Annotated in this window: 16 protein-coding genes; 4 read left to right on the forward strand and 12 right to left on the reverse strand. The window is 37.2% G+C overall.

Annotation, left to right across the window (positions count from 1 at the left end; all coding sequences use genetic code 11):
- Positions 1-183 precede the first annotated feature (183 nt).
- From CLOL250_RS08335 to CLOL250_RS08345, 3 genes are read left to right on the forward strand one after another with little or no spacing between them, the layout of a single operon-like run.
- Positions 184-1,029: a DNA adenine methylase gene (locus CLOL250_RS08335; RefSeq protein WP_044945636.1), complete on the forward strand. Its 846-nt coding sequence runs from the start codon at positions 184-186 to the stop codon at positions 1,027-1,029.
- Positions 1,030-1,042: 13 nt separating this feature from the next.
- A complete protein-coding gene (locus tag CLOL250_RS13390) occupies positions 1,043-2,677 on the forward strand; it encodes an McrB family protein (RefSeq protein ID WP_049941099.1) in 1,635 nt (544 codons plus the stop codon).
- Between the two features lie 16 nt (positions 2,678-2,693).
- Positions 2,694-4,259 carry an LlaJI family restriction endonuclease gene (locus CLOL250_RS08345; protein WP_008401890.1) on the forward strand — a complete coding sequence of 522 codons (1,566 nt, stop codon included), beginning with the start codon at positions 2,694-2,696 and terminating at the stop codon, positions 4,257-4,259.
- A 716-nt stretch (positions 4,260-4,975) separates the two neighbouring features.
- On the opposite strand, the gene CLOL250_RS08350 is transcribed toward CLOL250_RS08345, so the two are convergent.
- From CLOL250_RS08350 to CLOL250_RS08380, 7 genes are all read right to left on the reverse strand, one after another.
- Positions 4,976-8,683, reverse strand: coding sequence for a hypothetical protein (locus tag CLOL250_RS08350; protein ID WP_008401893.1), 3,708 nt, complete (start codon positions 8,681-8,683; stop codon positions 4,976-4,978).
- A gap of 140 nt (positions 8,684-8,823) precedes the next feature.
- The gene (locus CLOL250_RS08355; protein ID WP_008401894.1) at positions 8,824-9,870 is read right to left on the reverse strand and encodes a Fic family protein; all 1,047 of its coding nucleotides are present in this window, start codon (positions 9,868-9,870) and stop codon (positions 8,824-8,826) included.
- A gap of 119 nt (positions 9,871-9,989) precedes the next feature.
- Positions 9,990-10,364, reverse strand: a complete 375-nt coding sequence (locus CLOL250_RS08360) for a DUF4186 domain-containing protein (RefSeq protein WP_008401895.1) — start codon at positions 10,362-10,364, stop codon at positions 9,990-9,992.
- 73 nt (positions 10,365-10,437) lie between these two features.
- Entirely contained in the window at positions 10,438-13,452 is a 3,015-nt protein-coding gene (locus CLOL250_RS08365) for a diguanylate cyclase domain-containing protein (RefSeq protein WP_008401896.1), read from the reverse strand.
- Positions 13,453-13,570: 118 nt separating this feature from the next.
- The gene (locus tag CLOL250_RS08370; protein ID WP_274922264.1) at positions 13,571-14,404 is read right to left on the reverse strand and encodes a class I SAM-dependent methyltransferase; all 834 of its coding nucleotides are present in this window, start codon (positions 14,402-14,404) and stop codon (positions 13,571-13,573) included.
- Positions 14,405-14,485: 81 nt separating this feature from the next.
- A complete protein-coding gene (locus CLOL250_RS08375) occupies positions 14,486-15,082 on the reverse strand; it encodes a TetR/AcrR family transcriptional regulator (protein ID WP_008401900.1) in 597 nt (198 codons plus the stop codon).
- Positions 15,083-15,283: 201 nt separating this feature from the next.
- Entirely contained in the window at positions 15,284-16,078 is a 795-nt protein-coding gene (locus CLOL250_RS08380; protein WP_008401901.1) for an ATP-binding protein, read from the reverse strand.
- 210 nt (positions 16,079-16,288) lie between these two features.
- Here CLOL250_RS08380 and CLOL250_RS08385 point away from each other — a divergent pair, with 210 nt between their 5' ends.
- Positions 16,289-16,963 (forward strand): Crp/Fnr family transcriptional regulator, encoded by a 675-nt coding sequence (locus CLOL250_RS08385; RefSeq protein WP_008401903.1) that lies wholly within the window; start codon positions 16,289-16,291, stop codon positions 16,961-16,963.
- A gap of 215 nt (positions 16,964-17,178) precedes the next feature.
- Here CLOL250_RS08385 and CLOL250_RS08390 read toward each other — a convergent pair whose 3' ends face one another.
- The 5 genes from CLOL250_RS08390 to CLOL250_RS13940 all read right to left on the reverse strand — a co-directional run bounded on the left by CLOL250_RS08390 (position 17,179) and on the right by CLOL250_RS13940 (position 22,315).
- Positions 17,179-18,024, reverse strand: coding sequence for a radical SAM protein (locus CLOL250_RS08390; protein WP_008401904.1), 846 nt, complete (start codon positions 18,022-18,024; stop codon positions 17,179-17,181).
- A 391-nt stretch (positions 18,025-18,415) separates the two neighbouring features.
- The gene (gene pflB, locus CLOL250_RS08395; RefSeq protein ID WP_008401906.1) at positions 18,416-20,692 is read right to left on the reverse strand and encodes a formate C-acetyltransferase; all 2,277 of its coding nucleotides are present in this window, start codon (positions 20,690-20,692) and stop codon (positions 18,416-18,418) included.
- A gap of 176 nt (positions 20,693-20,868) precedes the next feature.
- Entirely contained in the window at positions 20,869-21,600 is a 732-nt protein-coding gene (locus CLOL250_RS08400; protein WP_008401907.1) for an HAD family hydrolase, read from the reverse strand.
- Positions 21,601-21,719: 119 nt separating this feature from the next.
- Positions 21,720-21,893 (reverse strand): hypothetical protein, encoded by a 174-nt coding sequence (locus tag CLOL250_RS13935; protein WP_156782872.1) that lies wholly within the window; start codon positions 21,891-21,893, stop codon positions 21,720-21,722.
- Positions 21,894-22,168: 275 nt separating this feature from the next.
- A complete protein-coding gene (locus CLOL250_RS13940) occupies positions 22,169-22,315 on the reverse strand; it encodes a hypothetical protein (protein WP_008401909.1) in 147 nt (48 codons plus the stop codon).
- Position 22,316: the final 1 nt, after the last annotated feature.

The raw sequence follows: 22,316 nt of genomic DNA on the forward strand, positions 1-22,316 counted from the left end.
GATTATTGTATCTAATGTCAGCCAGATACATGCAATTATGTGCTATGATATTATATAAAATATGTTAAAAGACACCAGAATCCCCCCTATGCAATTTCGCGAAAAAACGTGTTTGAGGGGGCATCGGTCTTTAAGATGAATAGTCACAAAGATAATACTCCCCCTGGGGGTAAGGAGGAATACATGGAGCCATTACTTAAATATAGAGGTGGAAAAAGACGTGAAATACCAAATTTCAGAAATCTTATCCCTCAAAACTACACAACATATATTGAACCATTCTTTGGTGGAGGTGCAGTTTTTTTTGATCAAGAACCAGTCCAATCAATTATAAACGACATAAACCATCCATTGATTAATTTTTATCAGCAAGTTGCCAACAATTATCCTCAGTTAATGCAAGAACTAACTGAATTACATGTGCTCTATGAGCAAAACGAAACTGTATATGCAAGGCAAAAGACCTTACATCCCGAAGCCAGAGTGCCAAATAATAATGAGCCCTTATATTATCAATTGCGTGATATGTATAATGGATTAACACCTTCCACTTACTTAGATGGCACCTTGTACTATTTCATTAATAAGACAGCCTACTCTGGAATGATTCGTTATAATGCTCAAGGCCAATATAATGTTCCTTTTGGAAGATATAAACATTTTCGCGTAAATAACATATTACCTCAACACAGTACATTACTTCAGAATGCGCAAATATTGCAAACTGATTTTGAAAATATATTTGCACTAGCAAATGCAAACGATTTTATGTTTTTAGATCCACCATATGACTGTATATTTCACGACTACGGCAATATGACAACTAATTTCGGTGAAGATGAACACAGGAGACTAGCTTCTGCTATACAAAACGTCAATTGCAGAATTCTTATGGTAATTGGAAGAACTCCATTAACCGAAGAATTATATGCAGGACATATTGTCTCAGAATATCCAGTAAGATATTCCGTTAACATCCGAAATCGTTTTGATACCGACACCACTCATATTGTTGTCACTAATTATTAGAGGAGGCTTGCTTATGAATTCAACAGATATTATAAGAGACTATATAGACAATCAATTAGGATATACAAGAACTATACGAAATAGTAGTTTGAATATGGATGAAATTATACTCCCTTCCGGAGAAAATGTAATCATCTCATATGCCGATGTTTCTATCACTGGCACAGATAGATCAAAGCCACAAATCAGAATCTTTGCAGACAAGGCAGTTGAAGCCTTTAAGACTGCACGCACCGAAGGAAAACGCTTTTTTTGTTTGACTATTTATAGTAAAGCAATGACATATGTAGCATACATGTCCAATATCACACTAGATGAATACATTATTTCTATTGAAACAAATATGAACAATATGTCAGGTCGTATGGATATCAGAAGCCTATACGAATGGTTAGATAATTATACCGCCACCCACGGTCCACAAGACTATGTAAGATGTAATAAATCAGACCATACCTGTAGCATCTTCCAGGCATCTTTCATAAGAATCAAAAATAGAACCACTAATTTGACCACAAAAATGAAAGAATACTTTGGAATGTTTGATTTGAGGCCATATTTTGTAACTGCATTAAGAGCTTTCAACTATGAACCAAACACAAATACTGATAAAAAAAACATAATTGCATTTGGAGCACCTGGAACAGGGAAAAGCTATGGTTTCAAGAAAAAGCTTGATGATTTGGGCGTTTCGTCAACAAATTACGAAAGAGTTACTTTTTTTGCAGACTATTCTTACTCTCAATTTGTTGGAACTTACAAACCTATTGAAATTGGTGGCACAATTACATATAAATTCGTTCCCGGTCCATTTATGAGAATATTAAAAAAAGCATTAGAAAGTGGATTAACCAACACACCCGAAAATTTTTACCTTATTATAGAAGAAATAAATCGTGCAAAGGCTGCTGCCGTATTTGGAGATATGTTTCAACTTTTAGATAGAGACGACAGCGGCAAAAGTGAATACTCGATCAATGCTAGTGAAGACGTCAGAGCATACTTGGCCGATACTTTTGGCGGATCGTCAAATGATTACTCTGAGTTGCGTATTCCAAACAATATGTATATCTATGCTACTATGAACAGCGCTGACCAAGGTGTATTTCCTATGGATACCGCATTCAAACGTAGATGGGGATTTAATTATATTGGTGTAGATGATGAAGAATTTAAAATTGTACCAATTCCTGGAAGCGGAGGTCATGTAACACCTGTAGAGAATCAAAATGACACATTCAACTTAGCTGATGGACCAATTGAATGGAATGTTCTAAGAAGAGCAATAAATCTGAAACTTTCAAATGAAAAAATAAGAATGCATGAAGATAAACTAATGGGACCTTTCTTTATAAAAATATTAGATGCGAGTTGCAATAGTATCTTTTCTCCTGCAACGAAAGATGCAGATTTCATTAAATTGTTCTGTGACAAAGTGCTTATGTACCTATTTGAAGATGCTGCAAAGACCAAACGACCAGACCTATTTGAAGGCATTCGCCCGAAAGAAAAGCTAAACAGATATTCTTTTGTCTGCTCAGAGTTTAGACGAATAGGTCTTGGTATTTTTGGTGACAATTTTAGGACTAAAGAATATGCCAATCAAGAAACAGAACGAAATAATAAAAGAATCGATTTAACACACTAATTAAGGAGTTGATACTATGTCTGTTATTTCCGCTTATGTAAGGGAAGACTGGTATTATTCCATCGAAAGCATTAAGGAGATGTTTCTTTTCAATAAAGAAAGCTACTCCACAGAGGAAGAAGTCTCTAGGCATTTGAAATCTTATATAAAGGAATTACTCAGTAGAAATATTTTAAAAGCCGAAAAAAAACAACAACCTGATGAAGCCGATATCGAATTTGAAAATTATGATGATAGCGATCTTGTTGCAAATACTAAAAGATATAAATTTTCCTTTGTGGGCATAGCCATATGCCAAAATCGAATAATATATGTTTATCCCAAATATATCGGAAGCGCCACTGCTCTTCCAACTTATGAGCCTCAAAAAGAATTAACACAAGTTGTACGTGTTATTGAAAAGTATAGTAGAGAAAAAACAAAACAGGATATTCGAGATATAAATTTATTTGTTGATGAAGATGATAACGGCAAACCGAACACCTTATCTGTAATGTTATTTCTACTTGAAGATTACGCTACGAACGGTCCTTATGAAACAGATGAAGCTATTATAGAAATAAATGGTAGTGATAATATTTTGTGGCAAAAAACAATCGATGATACATATCCTATTATCACAGATAACAGGCCTTTGTATGTCGAATTATACACCCAACGCAATGTATGTGATGATTACGATTTTATTAAAAGACTGCATGCCTATGTTGTAACATCCTGTTCCTATGAAATAGATGCTGCTGGATTAAGTGATTTTTTTAGCCTACCGTATGCTGAAATCTCAGATGATGAAATAGATTCATTTGGTGACACTGATTATATTCTTGAAAAATTGGATTTAGCTTTATCGGAGACATTTGATGATCGAAAGATAATGGTATTAAAAGCTATGAAATTATATTTCAAGAGTAGTAAAATACTTGTTGGTGATACTGAAATCCAACTTATAGGAACTCGTTCTTTCAACTTAATTTGGGAAGAAGTATGCGCAAAAGTATTCAAAAGTCAAAAAGCTGATAAATCCAGACATCCTGACGTAACAGAGATTGAGCCTAATATAGATTACTCCGTTATAAATAAGGAATTTGCACAAAAACCACCGACTTTAGTTGAGCTAATAAAGCAACCAATATGGAAAAAATATAAAAAAGGAAGTACCGGGCTTCCTACCGCTACTTTAAAACCTGATTATTTAAGATTCGAAAATACAGGGCAGAGAAATCACTATATTTTTTATATCTTAGATGCCAAGTACTACTGCCCTGTATGGACTGATAATAAAATTGAAGGTCAACCTGGTGTTGAGGATGTGGCAAAACAATACATGTATTTCATTGCATACAAAGACATACTGAAGCAACTTCGCGAGGTTCAACATCAAACAGTGGAAGTAAAAAATTATTTTCTCATGCCACAACGCGAGAACGATCCTAAAGTAATGGGCTATGTGAAATTCAATGTACTTAAAGACTTAGATGTTAATATTGGTCTAGGTGTAGTCGAGGTTCGTATGCTTTCACCTACTTTTATGTTCAATCACTATCTCAATAACACAACTGCAAATTTAGCCGACTTGCAATAGCTATGTTAGTAAAAGCCACAATCCCTGTGTTCTTGCTCCCAACGATTGTGGCTTTTTATGTTCAAAGTTTTGTATGTGTGCCATCGCTTAGTAGTCGGTTACTACTAAGGATTTCTCCCAACACCTTTGCCTTTATCCCGATTCCGCCCATGAGCCTTAGTAGTCGAAACCGTAGTAATTCCAAGGCTTTCTGCCATATTCTGCCCTGTGTTGCCCCAGTCTGCGAAGATATGCATTATCATAAAACTGGAGTGCCGTGGCAGATGAATAATACTTTAATCATAAAATTCTCCTGTTCTCATCTCGCTATCGCACATTGTCACGATCTCCATCAAATAGCCACTTATGCCAGCATAGTGGTTATTTCACGCAAATACCCTGTAATGCCGATTTTTGCGTTGGTTTACCGTTTTTGGTGGCATTGTATTTTTCCTATTAATGACTACACTTTTCGTAAAACACTTCAAAATGCAGCAATTGGGGGGCAGTATGTAGTAGTCAAATCGTAGTTAGTTAAGGGGGCAGACTACTGACTGAGATGTGCATTTTTCATTATATCATGCAATTGCTGTACATGCTTTGTCCTCAAATACTATCCATCTAGATACTTTATTACTAATTTCAATAGAAACTTATAATAACCTGATGCATACTTTATCTTGCCAATTGTAATAGGTTTTATCAGTCCCATACTTTCTCCATGCTCTCAAAAGTCTTTATGCATAATCGGCATTCATAAGATATTCTCTTAATTCTACTTTCTCTTTTTCCTTTTCAAGATTTATACAATATTCTTCTATATATTTTCTGTGGTCAATATAGTCAATACCCTTAAGATTATCCTTCAGTAATTTGAGGAAGTCTATTTTTTGCATAATTAATGGGATCTCGCTTCCTGACCATGAGCAAGATGAGGGAAATAAGTGTATTTTCTTGAAATCTTCCAGCTTCTTGTTTTCTTTTAGGAATTCAAGAATATATTCCAATTTCCAATCCGGCAAGACATTTACAACCATATCTATAAATCTTTTACATTTATCAATTTCAAAATTGTTTTCCCGTATCTTTTCAAACAGCCAATATTTCTTTCGTTTCATTATAATTTCATCTGATGTCTTAGCAAATAATAAAACAGCCGGTTCTTTTATGTAAAAGATCATGTCGTCATCTATAAGAATCTTAAATGCATATTCCACACATTCACGCCACTTATCTTTTCTCCATATTAATTCAAAAATTTTACGTACATTTCCATCTCTGTGCATATTATCTTTTGATTTAACCCAATCAATATATTTCTTCCAAACTATAGGTTGTTTCTCGAATATCTTTGCAAAAAGTTTTCCACTGTAATCAACATAATGACTATTTTCTAGCGCATTCATATAAATTCTTACCAATGCATCAATATCATTTCTAAAGAAATTAATAATCCTATCTACCTCTGTATCATTATTACGTACATGGTCTAAAAAACTTGCCGATAGTTTAGAATTAGTTAATATCGCTTTTATTACTGTTGCTTTAAATTCACTATCTTGTTCACTGTAACGAGCCATAACCTGTACTGTAGTAATGATTGGCTTGTCATTTGCCAAATTATTAACTATAAAAGCTTTATAATCATTAGCAATCTTCTCATTTATTTCTTTTTCCGGCACACACTCCCAAATAAATGACATCCATATATCTCTCTTGTCAAATGCACTATCATTTACAAAGCAATATGTTGCTTCATAGCCTATATGATCAAGCAAATATTTTACCTGGCGATATCCATTCAACCTAAATGGTGCATTTGCATCAAAATATTCTTTAAGCACCTTCAAATATAAATCGGATTTATCTTCTAGAATTTCAAAAATATAATCTAACCCCGAATCTAGTGACCATTGTTCCCTATCATAGACTATCTTTTCCAGAAATTTACAAGAGCAAAATAATTTTTGAAAATCATTCAAATCATATGTGTCTATTTCTTTCGAAATAAACTCTTTATGTAAGCGCTCATCTTCTTCTATTGTTTGACCAGTCAAAGGCTCATAGGTCAGCATTCTATAAATTCTGAACTCTGTATTTCTCTCAGCAACCATATAACGATGATCCGGCTTTATGCCGATTTGCTCTGCTGCCTCTTTGTATTTTGCAATAACCATCGCATCAAAAAAATCAGGCGAATTCTTGTCAATTATATAGTCATATATTATATTAAAATCTAGCTGTAAATAATTCTTAGAGTCCTCTTCGTCTAATCTATTAAGATGAATTTCTAAAAGGAAGTTATTGATTGCATTATAATACTCTTTTTTCTTACGTAAAATAGCTAGATTCTGCCATATACGAGTACGTATATGAGCTAATTCCTTAGTATAACGAAGTGTCATCCTTACAAAATTGACTGATCTGCTATTTCTAATCTCTTCTGTAAAAGACACTTCTGTTTTTAATGCACATTCAGCAATCTGTAAATACAGTATGCTGTTATTATAGTTTTCACCCTCCCCTGTATAAGCCCATAACTTATCTAACAAACGCATTTCATGATTATACCTATCTCTATATGAATATTTATCATATAATAACCGATCACTTAACACAAAATTAAAATCCATTATCAAATCTGGCCTTTTTTTATAGTACAGCATCAAAAGATCAACTGCATCTTCAAAGTTCTTTGTATATTTATAACCTCCCAAAATTTCTATTATTTTTTTTGTAATTTTGTGATATTTTTTTTTAGAGTTAATATCAAAACTATGTAAGTCAAAATCAACGTTCGATTCTTGATCTATACAATTCTTAATAATAGATAAGGCCTTATCTGGATTAACTCGATAAAACGATTCAAGATACTCCATATCCTGTTCCATTGGTGCATTATTCCACGCAGCAATTATTGATTCTTTAATATATTTTTTACACTCTTCTGAATTGAATATTGTTAACAGAGTATTCAATGTATATATTATTTTATTCCGAAATGTAGGAAATCCCATTGATATCAAGCTTTCTACACTTATCCATCTTTTCTCAAATAAAACATAATAAAGTATATAATTGCTAAAACTTTGATCTGCAATTTTTGTTATCTCGTTTTTAAACCAATCTATTAATTCCAAAGAATACAATTTTTCAATTATATCATCCTCAATAATTTTCTCTCCATATAAATTTTTTATATCACTATACAGTTGATTTTCATTATTTTTCACCGGTCCAGCTATAGCAATAAAAAACAACATAAGCACATCTTCTTTTGTCAGCTTCGCTTCATTGATAATTCTTCCATAGTAATTTTTAAAAATATCCTCAGCATTACATATTGCTTGATATCCGTCATCTATTGATCGCATACCTGCAAGAAAAGCAAGTCTAATATTTCCATTTGCAATATCTGCAATCTTTTTAAGATAATCTGGATTCACTATCCCTAAGTCCGACTTTAAAATATCTTTTATTTCATCATCCTTAAATTCTCCAATTTCAATGATACAAGGTAATACAAACATTGATACAGCCTCTATCACTCTATCTTTGGCATAATCTCTTACGGAAATAAGTATCTTAACATCAAAATCTGTTGATAATGTCAAAATAGTATTAAGCACATTATCTATACTTGCAACCATATTAGCATCATCGAAGAAAATTAGATATCTTCCAGGATCAGAAATGTAATACCTTATATCATTATATAAAAGATTTCCATTACTTTTGACGCAGAAAACTTTTATCTTTTCAGAATCTTGTCGTCTACATGCTTCTATGGCCAATCTTGTTTTTCCAATTCCCGATGGTCCTGTCAATACGGTCACTTTGTTATTAAGTATACTAGTACATGTCTCATTAAGTTCCAGCTCTCTATGAAGAAAATCACAATTAATTGGCGCATTTATACCATATACATCATATATTTTAACAAAATCCTCTATCTCAAAAAATTGATTTGTATCAATTGAAATCCCAAGCTCATCTTTTGCAATATGTGGATAAAATAATGCCAAATCATGTGAAAGCGTATCTATTCCAATAAGTTCAATTTCGATGCCATCAATAATTTCCATAATGTTATCGAATTGCTCTATATGAATATTTGTAGAACGGTGACCACAAATTATTTTTTTTATTTTCTCCTTAGGTATTGATAGTTTCGATTTATCAAAACATGATAAAATATCAGCACGTATTTTCTCTACAGGATTTGAACTTACAGTTCCATAGTTTATTAAAATATATTTTCCATCATTAGTTACTACATATGAGTCAGGTGTCCCCTTTGTAGTTTTATTAGTTCCTGTTTCAACTCCCAAAGTTTGAATATTATTAAATTTATATTTTTTGTAAAGATATGCATCAAACAATTTTTGAAAGGCTCCCCCCTCCAACTGTATGATTGCATTTTGAATAGAATTTATATTTTTCAACTAAATCTCCCCCTTAGTATTTCTATGTTAAAACTAACAATAACGTATCATTTCATTGTTTCAATTACTATACTATCCATTCGTATTGGAAAATTTTCTGATCTAAGCATTTTTCCAGCAATTTTACCCAAGCAATACACCTACCTCACCCCAAAATAGCAGGTATTTTTTCCTTTTCCTTCTTTCCTCAATTCTCCTGATGCAACCAATTTTCGCAATGCACCTTCAATAGAGCTGTCACTGAGTGTAGGGCATAGCTCCCGTATATCCTGCTTATTGAAACGTCCAATTTTATTATGACTTGCTCTCCGTACCATTTCAAGTGCAGGTAGTTTTATTTCAACCAACGCCATTCTGTCTTCAAAGTCTTTATAGGCAGCAAGAATGGTACCAAGTAAATATTTAATAAATGGCACTACATCTTCTGTTCCATCATGCCAGCCCGGCTGAGCCGCAGCAAGAGCCTCATAGTACAGGTCTTTATTCTTGGCAATCTTTGCTTCCAATGAGACATACTTTCCAACATAGAATCCACTCCGATATAGCAGTAATGTAGTGAGCAGACGGCTCATTCTTCCATTTCCATCATTGAAAGGATGAATACATAGAAAGTCATGTATAAAAACAGGGATAGCAATAAGTGGCTCCAATTCCATATTTCCTATGACACGATTGTATTCCTCACAGATTCTGTCGAGTGCCTCCTGTGTTTCAAATGGAGCAAGTGGTGTAAACAGCACTTCGACATGTCCATCTGGATAAGTAGCACTAATATAATTCTGTACATTCTTTGTTTGCCCTGCAAGCGGATTGTTCATATGACTATATAACATCTTGTGCAGTTGCAAAATATAATTTTTTGTAATAGGAATCGCATCAAAGCTATCATGAATAACATTCAGAACATCACGATACCCCGCAATTTCCTGCTCATCCCGGTTCTTAGGTGTTGTCTTTTCTTCAACAAGCTGACGCATTCTGGTACTCGTCGTAACAATGCCTTCAATAGCATTAGATGCCTCGGTGCTTTGTATTTTTGCAATCTCTACAAGTTTATCAAGTTCTTCTGGACGCTGCCTCAAATACATCTCCTGTTTTCCAGCTTCTTTATAAATAGCAGCAATTAACCCTAAAATCTCTGAATCCCATTTCTGATATTTAATTGCAGAATAATTGAAGTTTCGCATTCCCTTACTTCTCCTTCCTTTTCCTTAAATAATAGTGTTAATTAAGGGAATAGTCAACAAATTAAGCGAATAATCTTATAATATTCTATCCCAATTAAGGAAATATTATTTTTACCTATCTAATCCTTATTTCTCTCCATCTCTCTCTGAATCCAGGTCATGATCACATCCACAAGATACTCCTGCTGTATCTGGCTCAATTCCCTGCCCAGCTGTATCTTATGCCATTTTCGGATGCACTCCCTGCAGCAGGTTGCAGTTGCATGCTGTGCGATAAATACCGGATGCCCTTTCATCGGCGTCTGTTTTCCATCGTTTGGAATAACCGCCGGAGCTTCCCGCTTTGCAATAAAGTCCTGCGCATGCTGTCTTATAGTATCCAGTCCTTTTTCATTTATGTAATCAATATCCTTCTGCTTTAAATGAAAGCTGCTTCGGAACTTGGAATTACCAAGTCTCTCAAATAGCTGCTTATACCATTCCTCTTTTGTCATCAAAATTCTCCAAACTTCTTATGGCATCCTAACACTTCCTGTTAGAATGCCATCTATAAACATAAATACTATATTATTTTTCCCCATGCTCCTTCACGACCAGTCTGCCTCTTCCACTTTCCTTCGCCTCGTATAATGCATTATCTGCTTCCTCATATAACCGGTTAAAGGTTACTTCTGACTTAGCGATGACTGCGCCCATAGAGATGCCGGTCCCTCCCTCTGCAGATTTTACTGTCAGATTTACTTTGTCAAATATCTGCTGGGCATGTTCTTTGATCGCCTTCTCCGGCACACTCTTATTGAAGAACATCATTACCGCAAATTCGTCCCCACCCATACGACTGGCAAAATCTTCATTTCGTAAAGACGCAAGCAATGTCTGGGCGACTAAGATCAGATATTTATCACCATTATGATGACCATAGGTATCATTATATTGCTTAAATTTATCAACATCTATCATGATCATCATTGCATTAAAATCACCTGATAACAGCTTCATCTCCATATCATTCCGAAAAGCCGCATGATTCAAAAGGCCCGTCAGGGAATCTGTACGATATGTATTCTCCCAATTCCGCAATCTGACTTCCGCCTTATTCTGCTCTGCATCTGTCAGGATTTTCATGGAATAAGTACTCGATACATCTGAAATAATAATCTCTGCACGATCCTGTTTAACTGCCGAATCGTAAAAGACACGTCCATAACAAAAGACATAAATATCCTTTCCATCCTTTCGATGGAGTCTGTGTTCCTGCAATACATATGTACTCTTAGCCAGATTGGCATTTGTCCGGCACAAATATTCTGTCCGATCAGCTTCAGGGATCAGATCCATCTGATTCATGGAATTTTTTTCTACATCCTCACCGGAATAACCTGTCAGCTTCTCGAAATTATCATCCACAGACAAAATATTCCATGAACCATCCAGCAAATATCTACTGCATTGCACTGTATGTACACAGAATGCTTCCTGAAGTGTACTGTTATCCTCCGGTTTTGCCACTTGTTTGTGTTGAGGTTTTTCCTTCTCCTGCCTGAACTTATGAACTCCCTTTACGGTATCAGAATAATTCTCTGATATCATTTGAATAAACTCGGAAACAATAAACGGATCAAATTGTGTTCCGGCGCATTTTTTTAATTCTTCAAGTGCATCGGATACAGGCATTCCATTTCTATATGGACGGTCACTTACCATCGCATCAAATGCATCAACAACAGCAATTACACGTGACAGTACAGGTATACTCTCCCTGCTCAGTCCGTCAGGATAGCCCTTTCCATCCCATCTTTCATGATGATGTCTGATTTCCTCTGCGATCTGCTTCAATTCTACATTACTGTTTGCAATATCATAGCCCTTTTCAACATGTGAACGCATGATCTTCCATTCTTCATCGGTAAGTTTTCCCGGTTTGTTCAATATCTCCATTGGAACACCGATCTTTCCGATATCATGAAGCAGACAGAGAAGGGACAAGCGGCTTTGCTGTATATCGGATAACTCTATACGTTTACCAAGCTCTGCACCCATAATCTGTGTACGGCGAACGTGATGCTCCGTATCACTGTCACATTCCTCAAGTGCCCGTATCAGAGATGCCAGCATATCCGAATGAATGGATTTGCTGTCTACTAATTTCTTTGTACGCATAGCTTTAGTTGTATTTCGAATGCTTTCAACTATACTGTGTGTCTCATCTTCTACTACACTGACTGCGTACTGAATACTTCCGTCGAACTTCTCCTTAAGTTTTCCGGCACATACTGCCATCTCATCTTCACTGCTTCGGCTACACAATGCTATAAGATGTGCCTCGGTTCCTCTGACATAATATGCCCTTTCAGGAAAACAGGTTCTCATATTTTCCGACAACAACCGGATCTTCTGATCCCCTGCTTTTTTCCCAAGTGTGCTGTTGATAACAGACAAACTATTAATATCGCATACAGCAATTCCTACCGGGAACGTAAAATGATCATTTTTTTCCAATGCAAGCTGTTTGAAATTTTCCCATTTCTGAAATCCTGTAAGCATATCCGTCTCAAGTGCGATATCTGTAAATACAAACATCTGACCAATCTTATGGCCGTTTTTATTTTCAAGCTTCTTTACATCACACCGCAATGTTTTTTCTTCCGTTTCCAACTTAACATAGCATTGCAGGGAAAAGCTGTCGTCATCTGATTCCGGATCAAACGACAATCCATATACATCCAGAAAACTCTGAAGATCTTTACATCCGGTCAACAGTTCTTCTCCCAGGAAAAAATCAGCTCTTTCATTATGCAGAATCAGGTGCTCGTCATCATCAAACAAAACGATGCCCTGCCCTATATTTTCAAATATACTTGTCTTCAATTTATTCAACATCCCATGTGTGGAATAATCAAAGCAGCTCCAATAAATAATAAATGATACTACACTGTATCCTCCGATCGAATAGTCCAGTAAATTCACTACAGATTCGCCCGGTAAAAATAAAAAGATCGCATTTGACCCTACAATAATAAGAATTCCTATGATAACACTTAAATACTGCCAACGATATTCATGCGGAATCTTGCAAATCTTCCGAATCAATAAACCTACCACCAATAACACCATTACATACGAAAATATCAGATGGAGCTCATACAAGGGCTTCATCTGATAGCTATACTTTGCAATCAGCGTATCCCGTGGTTTATATTCAATTGCAATTTCCATAAATGGATTAACTGCAAACACGATCAATTCATATATACAATATAAAAAGCAGAATGCTACCATCCATTTCCCATATCCGGAAAACTTTCCTTTTGTGAAATAAACCGTGAAAATTAAAAGAGAGACAAGCATAAAATCTATACTTATAAAATATATACTCGACATAGCCGCCATGCACATATAGGAATCACTCATGATACTGATCAGATAACTAATATCTACAATAGCCGCACCCATACAGGCAAACCCCAGAAATCTACCTGTTGTTTTATTCTTTTTAAAAGATTTTACCGCTAATAATATATCTGTAGCAGCAATAATAATTGATATGACTATATATGCATTGATCACAACTGTCTCATTCATAGTAAACCTCCAATATTCAGACAAAATCCGAGTTTATTTTACTATTTTTGAGGCAGCATGGCAACACCTATGCGTATCACAAACGCCGGCAATTTACCAAATCTGTTAAATTCAACTCTTATCGTTTATTCAGTATCAGAATCTTGTTTGAAAAATTCCTTACAGCCGGAATCTTTCCAAGCACCTTATATACAGGAACGAATTCCTTCATTCCTTCTACCAGACTGATATCTTTTTCGCTCCGGAAAGAAGGTGCCACACTCTGAAATGCTTTTCCGCTTTTCACACCCCAGATGAATTTCGCCTGGCTTCCCTCTATGGACTTCTCTTTCATATGCTTCACAACAAATGGTGCCATTACCTCAACCAGAACCTTTGCCTGTGTAAATGTCTGATCAATAATCTCAAACATCTTACGCACATCCTGCTCCGTTAAATACATCGTAAGCCCTTCTATGACCACCAAAACCGGTTCTCCATGATACTCGATATCCAACGTATACGATGGATCTGTTGCAGACTTAGCGATCTGGTAAACAGGGCCATTCTCCTCAAGGAAACGACTTCGAATATCCATGGTCTCCGGAAGATCAATATTGTACCAACGTTGATACTTTCCCTTCATCCGGTAACACCGGGTATCCAGTCCACAGGCAATATTTACAACAATGGCATCCGGATGCTTGGTCAGATAATCATTTACCAGACGATCCAGTACGATCGTTCTTGCAATTACACCGCTGCTCATCAGTTTATCGGATTCCGCCTTTGAGAAATCATAATCTAACCGGGATACGATCTCGATTGCTTTCTCATCATAGATATTGTGATTTTCTTTTCTGGATTCTGCTGCTCTTGCAAATAAAGTCTGCAGCATTGTCTCCGGTACACCCTGTACACTGACCTTTGTCTTATTCTGATTTTCTGTCTGCATTGCTTTTCCTTCACTCATTGTTTTATTCTCCTTTTCTGCATTTACATAACAAATGTTATTTTTTGTTATGTTGTAAAAAAAGAACCCCACAGCTACATATCACATGCTGTGAGGCTCTCTTAGATTCTGTATTAATTTATCTGTTCCACCCATCGAGTAGATCCCAATCTTCTCAACCAGATACAAACTATCTTCCATACTATAATTTCCTTTAATAATCTCCAGACATCCATCCAAACGGATCTTGGCCAGTATCTTTACAAGCTTCTCATCCGGCTCACATTCCATCCGGCTCTTATAAAATGTATATATCGACTGCTCCATCAGTTCTTCTACCTTGGAACGATACATTTCATAACAGCTTCCTTGCGTCTTCTCCAGAATGACCACCGCTTCTTTTCGGTGTTCCAGAATAAATCGCATCATCTGAACATCTAACTGCGTACCAATCTCCGGCTCTGCAAGCTCTAACTCCATATATCTGACAAGCAATTCTTCATACTGCACAACCAGTGGTTCAAAAATCTCCCGGAACAACGCTTCTTTATTCTTAAAATAAAAATACATTGCACCGGTTGTAACTCCTGCCCGGCTGCAGATCATTCGAAGACTTGCTTTATTATAGCCATGTATGAAGAATTCGTCTAATGCTGTCTGTTTGATTTTCTCTATTGTGTTTTCCTGATCATTCATCATAACACATGTTATGTTAGACGTTTCTAACCAAAATGTCAAGTATTATTTTCCGGTCACGCTCTTTACCTTATAATTTCTGACACCCGAAGCCTTCTTCTCTTTTATTTTTCTATCACCTGACATATATTCCTGCAAAATCTGTGTCTTCTATCCCACGTGATCTTACAGGAACAACAGTAATACAATATACATTTATTTTACTTACATAATCTTTCCATCTGTTGAAATTGTAACCACATTCCACGGAAGGAATTTGCCGCTGTTCTGAAGAGCATTTTTTACAGCCATCTCAATACCACCACAACACGGGACCTCCATTCTCACAACCGTAACGCTCCGGATATTATTATTCCGGATGATCTCTGTCAGCTTTGCAGAATAATCTATCATGTCAAGCTTCGGACAGCCAACCAAAGTGATATGTTCCTTAATAAAATCCCGATGGAAATTCGCATATGCATACGCTGTACAATCCGCCGCAACAAGCAGCTTTGCTCCATCAAACCAAGGGGCTGTCACCGGAACAAGCTTGATCTGTACCGGCCACTGGCGCAGCTCTGACTCCTGCTGTCCCATCATCGATGCTAACTGCTGTACAAGCTCAGATGATACTTCACCATTTTGCACAGTCTTACTCCCTGCTTCAAAAGTTCTTGTCTTTTTGTCATACCGGTCTCTGTTAAATGTCTTCATAGCCGTACCCGGACAACCACATGGTAGTGGTTCTCCTGACGGACTGCCTGCTCCATTTACTGTCTTCTCAGCTTTTGCCGCCAATACCGCTGCCTCATCATAGTCCGCTGCTTCACGTTCAACAAATGTAATGGCTCCGGTCGGACAGGTAGGAAGACAGTCTCCCAGTCCGTCACAATAATCATCACGAAGCAGCTTTGCCTTTCCATTCACCATCCCGATCGCGCCCTCATGGCATGCCGATGCACATGCCCCACAGCCGTTACACTTTTCTTCATTAATTTCTATAATCCTGCGAATCATCGTTTTTCCTCCTGAATACCTGATACCTGATCATTCTATGATATTTGCTGTTATATCTGTCGCTTCTTTGATCGACATTATACATCGCAGCTTACTTTCATCACTTAACTGTCAATCAGGTTCTTGATTTTATGTGCTTATTCTAATATACTTATTTCAAAATGTATGTTGGATTTCCAACAAAACAACATTTAAGGAAATGGAAATTTTATGAACAAACACGATCTTACATCCTATATTGATACCCTGTCAGCCTGCCGCCTGTTTACCGGCATCGATGAACAGGATCTGCCGGCTATGCTTACATGTCTGGACGGAAACCATATTCATATAAAAAAAGGGAATCCCATATTCGTAGAGGGCGATCCGGCACGCTTTATCGGAATCATTCTTACCGGAACAGCGCAGGTGATCCGTGAAGATTATTATGGGCACCGAAGCGTCATGACCAATCTACAACCCGGTGATCTGTTTGCAGAAGCCTTCTCCTGCGCAGGTCTTTCTACTGTACCGATCAGCGTCTTTGCCATGACTGACAGTGATATTCTGCTTCTGGACTGCCACCACCTTCTGACCTCCTGTTCGAATTCCTGTGATTTTCACAACACCCTGATTCGAAATCTGCTGCACGAAATTGCCCGGAAAAACCTCGCGTTAAATCAAAAAATACGCTATATGTCAGAGAAAACAACCCGTGATAAATTAATGGCATACCTCTCCGACCAGGCAAAACAGAATCATTCGGATACCTTCACTATTCCTTTCAATCGTCAGGCACTCGCAGACTATCTCGGTGTAGAACGCTCCGCCATGTCCGCTGAAATCAGCAAACTAAAAAAAGGCGGAATCATCGACACTCAAAAGTCGACCTTCCGCCTACTCTAAAAACATGCTTGCAAAGAGCATTCTTATTATATAAGTTCGTGACATAAAACATCACACGGACGGTATATATATCTTTATTGCGCAGAACACTTTCGTTCTATCCTCATGTAACGGTACTAAGCTCCCGCTTAATAGCGGATCGCTAAGGACCGACATTCGGACAGGTCTGCTTCATAAAATATATATACCATCCGTGTGATGTTTTTGTTCATTCCCTATTTTTCAAGAATGCTCTTTGCCAGCTTCTGCTGCTCCTCTGTTGGAGGATCGATTCCCTCTAATTTATAAGGAATTCCAAGTCTCTCCCACTCCTGAATACCCAGCTTATGATATGGAAGTACCTCTACCTTATCCACTGTTTTAAGAGTATCTATAAATTCTTTTGTCTTCTTCAGATCATCCTCATCTGTCGTAATTCCCGGAACAAGTACATGTCTGATCCACATATGCTTGCCCTGATCGGACAGATACTGTGCAAGCTCCAGAATATTCTGATTTGAGAATCCTGTTAATTCACGATGCTTATCATCATGGATCTGTTTGATATCAAGTAGAAAAAGATCTGTAAGGCTCATCAGTTCATTGAACTTTGAGAAGAATGGTTCTTCTCTGGTAAATGGATTTCCGGCCGTATCGATCGTAGTATGAATACCCTGCGCCTTTGCCAGCTTGAAAAATTCGATCAGGAAATCCATCTGAAGTAATGCTTCACCACCGCTTACAGTGATACCACCCTGACCTTTCCAGTATGGCTTATAACGAAGTGCCTGCTTTAACAGATCTTCCGGAGTTCTGGCCTCGATCTTAACACCTTTATCTTTGAGCAGTTTTGTATTCTCTTCAATTTTTTTCTCAAGTGCTTCTCTTTCATCATCGCTGACATCGTCAGCATACAGTCTGCTGTAATCTGTTACAAGATTCCATGTCTCTGGGTTATGACAATATTTGCATCTCATCTTGCATCCCTGTAAAAATACAACAAATCGAATTCCCGGACCATCGACTGCTCCAAAGCTTTCTGTTGAATGAATATATCCTAAAATCTGTTTCTTTTCCGGCATGTTCCACCTCTAAGTTCTTTCTATTATTTTACACAAATACACATTAAACAACCACGACTATGCATCTGTTTCCACCACTCACAGCTTCATAGCCTCTTTCTATTTTCTCTCTGATACACAATTTTCATACATGATATAATGAACGCAAAATTATTTGCTCGCAAGAATGCTGATTTTGCGGAATGCATAGAATGTGCGAAGCACATGATATAATGAACGCAAAATTATTTGCTTGCAAGAATGCTGATTTTGCGAAATGCATAGAATGTGCAAAGCACATGATATACGGATAAAAATCCGTCTACCTTATGCTGTAAAAAAGTCCCGGAGATAGACTCCCCGGGACTCCAATCTTTTACTTATCTGTTAAAACATTCAGACTGTGTAAGATTTACAGTGAGTCATGGAATGTTCTGTTGATAACGTCGAGCTGCTGCTCACGTGTAAGTGAGATAAACTTAACAGCATATCCTGATACACGGATTGTGAAGTTAGCGTACTCTGGCTTATCCGGATTCTCCATTGCATCAAGGAGCTTATCCTTACCGAATACGTTTACATTTAAGTGGTGAGCACCCTGATCGAAGTATCCGTCCATAGCGCTTACAAGCTTTTCAGCTCTTTCTTCCTCATCATGTCCGAGTGCTGATGGGTTCATTGTCTGAGTATTTGAGATACCATCTAATGACCACTCATAAGGAATCTTAGCTACTGAGTTCAGTGAAGCAAGAAGTCCTGATGTCTCTGCACCGTAACTTGGGTTAGCACCTGGTGCGAATGGTGTCCAAGCACGTCTTCCATCTGGAAGGTTACCTGTGTACTTACCATATACTACGTTTGATGTAATTGTCAGGATAGATGTTGTAGGCTCTGAATTACGATATGTGTGTCTCTTCTTGATGTCTGTAAGGAACTCATGAAGAAGCCATACACCGATGTTATCAGCTCTGTCATCATCATTACCATATTTAGGGAATTCTCCCTCGATCTCAAAGTCTTCTGCAAGACCTGTTTCTGCGTTACGAATAACCTTAACCTTAGCATACTTGATAGCTGACAGTGAGTCGATTACGTGTGAGAATCCGGCAATACCTGTTGCAAATGTACGACGTACATCTGTATCGATAAGTGCCATCTCTGCTGACTCATAGTAATACTTATCATGCATGTACTGAATCAGGTTCAGGATATTTACATAAAGTCCTGCTAACCAGTCAAGCATCTTCTTGTACTTAGCAAGAACTTCATCATAGTCAAGATACTCTGAAGTAATCGGAGCGTACTCAGGACCAACCTGCATTGGCTTGCCTGTCTTCTTATCTAAGAACTTCTCATCTTTACCACCGTTGATAGCGTAAAGGAGACACTTAGCAAGGTTTGCACGAGCTCCGAAGAACTGCATCTCTTTACCTGTCTGTGTAGCTGATACACAGCAGCAGATTGAATAGTCATCACCCCAGATAGGCTTCATAACATCATCATTCTCGTACTGGATTGAGCTTGTTCTTACTGAGATCTTAGCAGCATACTTCTTGAATGCATCCTGAAGAGCTGAAGAATAAAGAACTGTAAGGTTTGGTTCTGGAGCTGGTCCCATGTTCTCAAGAGTATGAAGGAATCTGTAGTCGTTCTTTGTAACCATTGAACGTCCGTCAACACCGATACCACCAACTTCAAGTGTAGCCCATACAGGGTCACCTGAGAACAGTTCGTTGTATGACTTAATTCTTGCGAACTTAACCATACGAAGTTTCATTGTGAAATGATCGATAAGCTCCTGAGCCTCAGCCTCTGTAAGCTTTCCGGCCTTAATATCTCTCTCAATATAAATATCAAGGAATGTTGATACACGTCCAACTGACATAGCAGCACCATTCTGTGTCTTGATAGCTGAAAGATATCCGAAGTATAACCACTGGATAGCTTCCTTAGCGTTTGAAGCTGGCTTAGAAATATCATAACCATATGACTGAGCCATAACCTTCATCTCCTGCAGACGTCTGATCTGTTCTGCAAGTTCTTCTCTCTGACGGATAACATCATCAAACATGTTACCATCGCCACAGTTAGCCTTATCTTCCTCTTTCCAAGCGATCAGCTGATCGATACCGTAAAGAGCAACTCTTCTGTAGTCACCTACGATACGTCCACGTCCATAAGTATCAGGAAGACCTGTTACGATATGTGTATGACGTGCAGCTTTCATCTCTGGTGTATAGGCATCAAATACTGCCTGGTTATGTGTCTTGTGATAATCTGTGAAGATCTTGTGGAAGTTCTCGTTTGGCTTGTAACCATACATTTCCAGAGCTTCCTCAGCCATCTTAATACCACCATAAGGCATGAATGCTCTCTTAAGTGGTTCATCTGTCTGAAGACCAACAACCTGCTCAAGGTCCTTTGTCTCAGGATCAATATATCCAGGGCCGTATGCTGTGATGCTTGATACAACATCAGCATCCTCCTTTAATACACCGCCGTTATCTCTTTCTGCTTTCTGAAGAGCCTGAAGCTTGTCCCAGAGCTTGTTAGTAGCATCTGTTGGTCCGGCAAGGAAGCTCTCATCTCCGTTGTACATTGTGTAGTTGTTCTGGATGAAGTCTCTGACATTGCATTCTTCTTTCCAGAGTCTACCTGTGAATGAATCCCATTCCTGGTTCTGTAACATAATAATTTTTTCTCCTTTCAATTTTATATTATGTGAATATATAATACACTCTAAGGGTATTATACAGAATCTTTTTTTATAATTCAACAATCCTTATCATTTTTATTGTATTTCTTTTCGTACATTCGACTGTTTTTACATAAAATACACAGAAATGTTTTGACTGTTTTGAATGTTTACAATATAATCTGCTTTAATTTTTTCAAATTCGTCTCCGGAAGCAGAAATGTACTTTTAATCGTCTCAAAATCCACCCCCTTCGGTGAAATATTGGAATGTATATAACAGGTGTCAAAACCCACAGCAGCCGCACCCTCGATATCACATTTCGGATCATTTCCTATCATGAGTGTCTCTTTCGGATTCAGTCCCTGATCCCTGATCATAATACGGTAAAACTTCTCATCCGGTTTCTTGCAGGAATAGTCCGAAGATATATATACGGAGTCAAAACAATCGTAAATATGAAGCGCTCGCATCTCATATTCTGTAAAGATCCGTTGTGCATTGGATAACAAATATAAGCATGCCCCCCGCTGTTTTAATTCATCAAGTAATTCTCCGACTCCATCATACAGCCTTATGTATTCCGTTGTCAGCACACGGAAAAACTGACCGGCGTAGATTGCCAACATATGATCCGGCTTTGTATTTTTCCGGAGGAACAATTTACGAAATACATTCTCAATCTGTATCTCCGGATACATCTCATGTTTGTCTCCCTGCAGTACACCTTCCATCTCGTTTATGATTGCATCGTATGCAATTCTTAGCTCTTCTCCGGTATAATCCGCTCCATAATAATTATAAAAATATGCCAATCGCTCCCATACCGCCGGAGCTTCTTCATCTGTATGAATATCGACTAAAGTTCCATACAGATCAAATACATAATTTTTATATTTCATAACTTCATACCTCTGTTTCCGTGCATTCTACATCTGCTTACTATTATTATTTCAGGTTTAAATATATATCTTATACTGATAATCTGCTTAATTTTTTTGCTGCTTAATTCTTTTGCTACTTAATTCTTTTGCTGCTCATCCTTAACAGCTTTTTTCTTTATCTGCTCTGCTATTTCCCGAACGGCTGCCTCTTCTTCCTCTTTTGCAATCTTCTTTGCATAAGAGATCGTATGGATCAGATTCACCAGCAGCATGACCGCAAGCGGAATAATGATGATCGGTATAAATATCAACGAATTTGATACCAGTCGAACAAGATTTTTTGTCGATTTTAAGTATATATGTCAAATATTTTAACATACTGTAAACAGAAAATCCAGTATTTTATATCAGGAATGCGTTAATTACGGCAAATAACTGCATACGTGAAAAAAGCTGCCGGAATCCATCATATATCTCCCTTTTCACCTGCATTATATCAGGCAAAACCGGTTAATAAATGACCAATTCCGACAGCTTTTTGTCTCAGCTATTGTTTCTTATAATATCCCATATAATAGTATACTGCTCATGATTCTCTGCTGTTCTTCTCTGCATCTGCAGATATCTTATCGCTATCCGATTCTTTTTTAATAAATGTCTCATTAATGAAAAAGAATCCTCCGAGACCGATTGCAACAACGCCAAAAACAATAGCAAATATATCCATACCCATT

Source organism: Clostridium sp. L2-50, from assembly GCF_000154245.1.
In the GTDB taxonomy this organism is placed as follows: domain Bacteria; phylum Bacillota; class Clostridia; order Lachnospirales; family Lachnospiraceae; genus Coprococcus.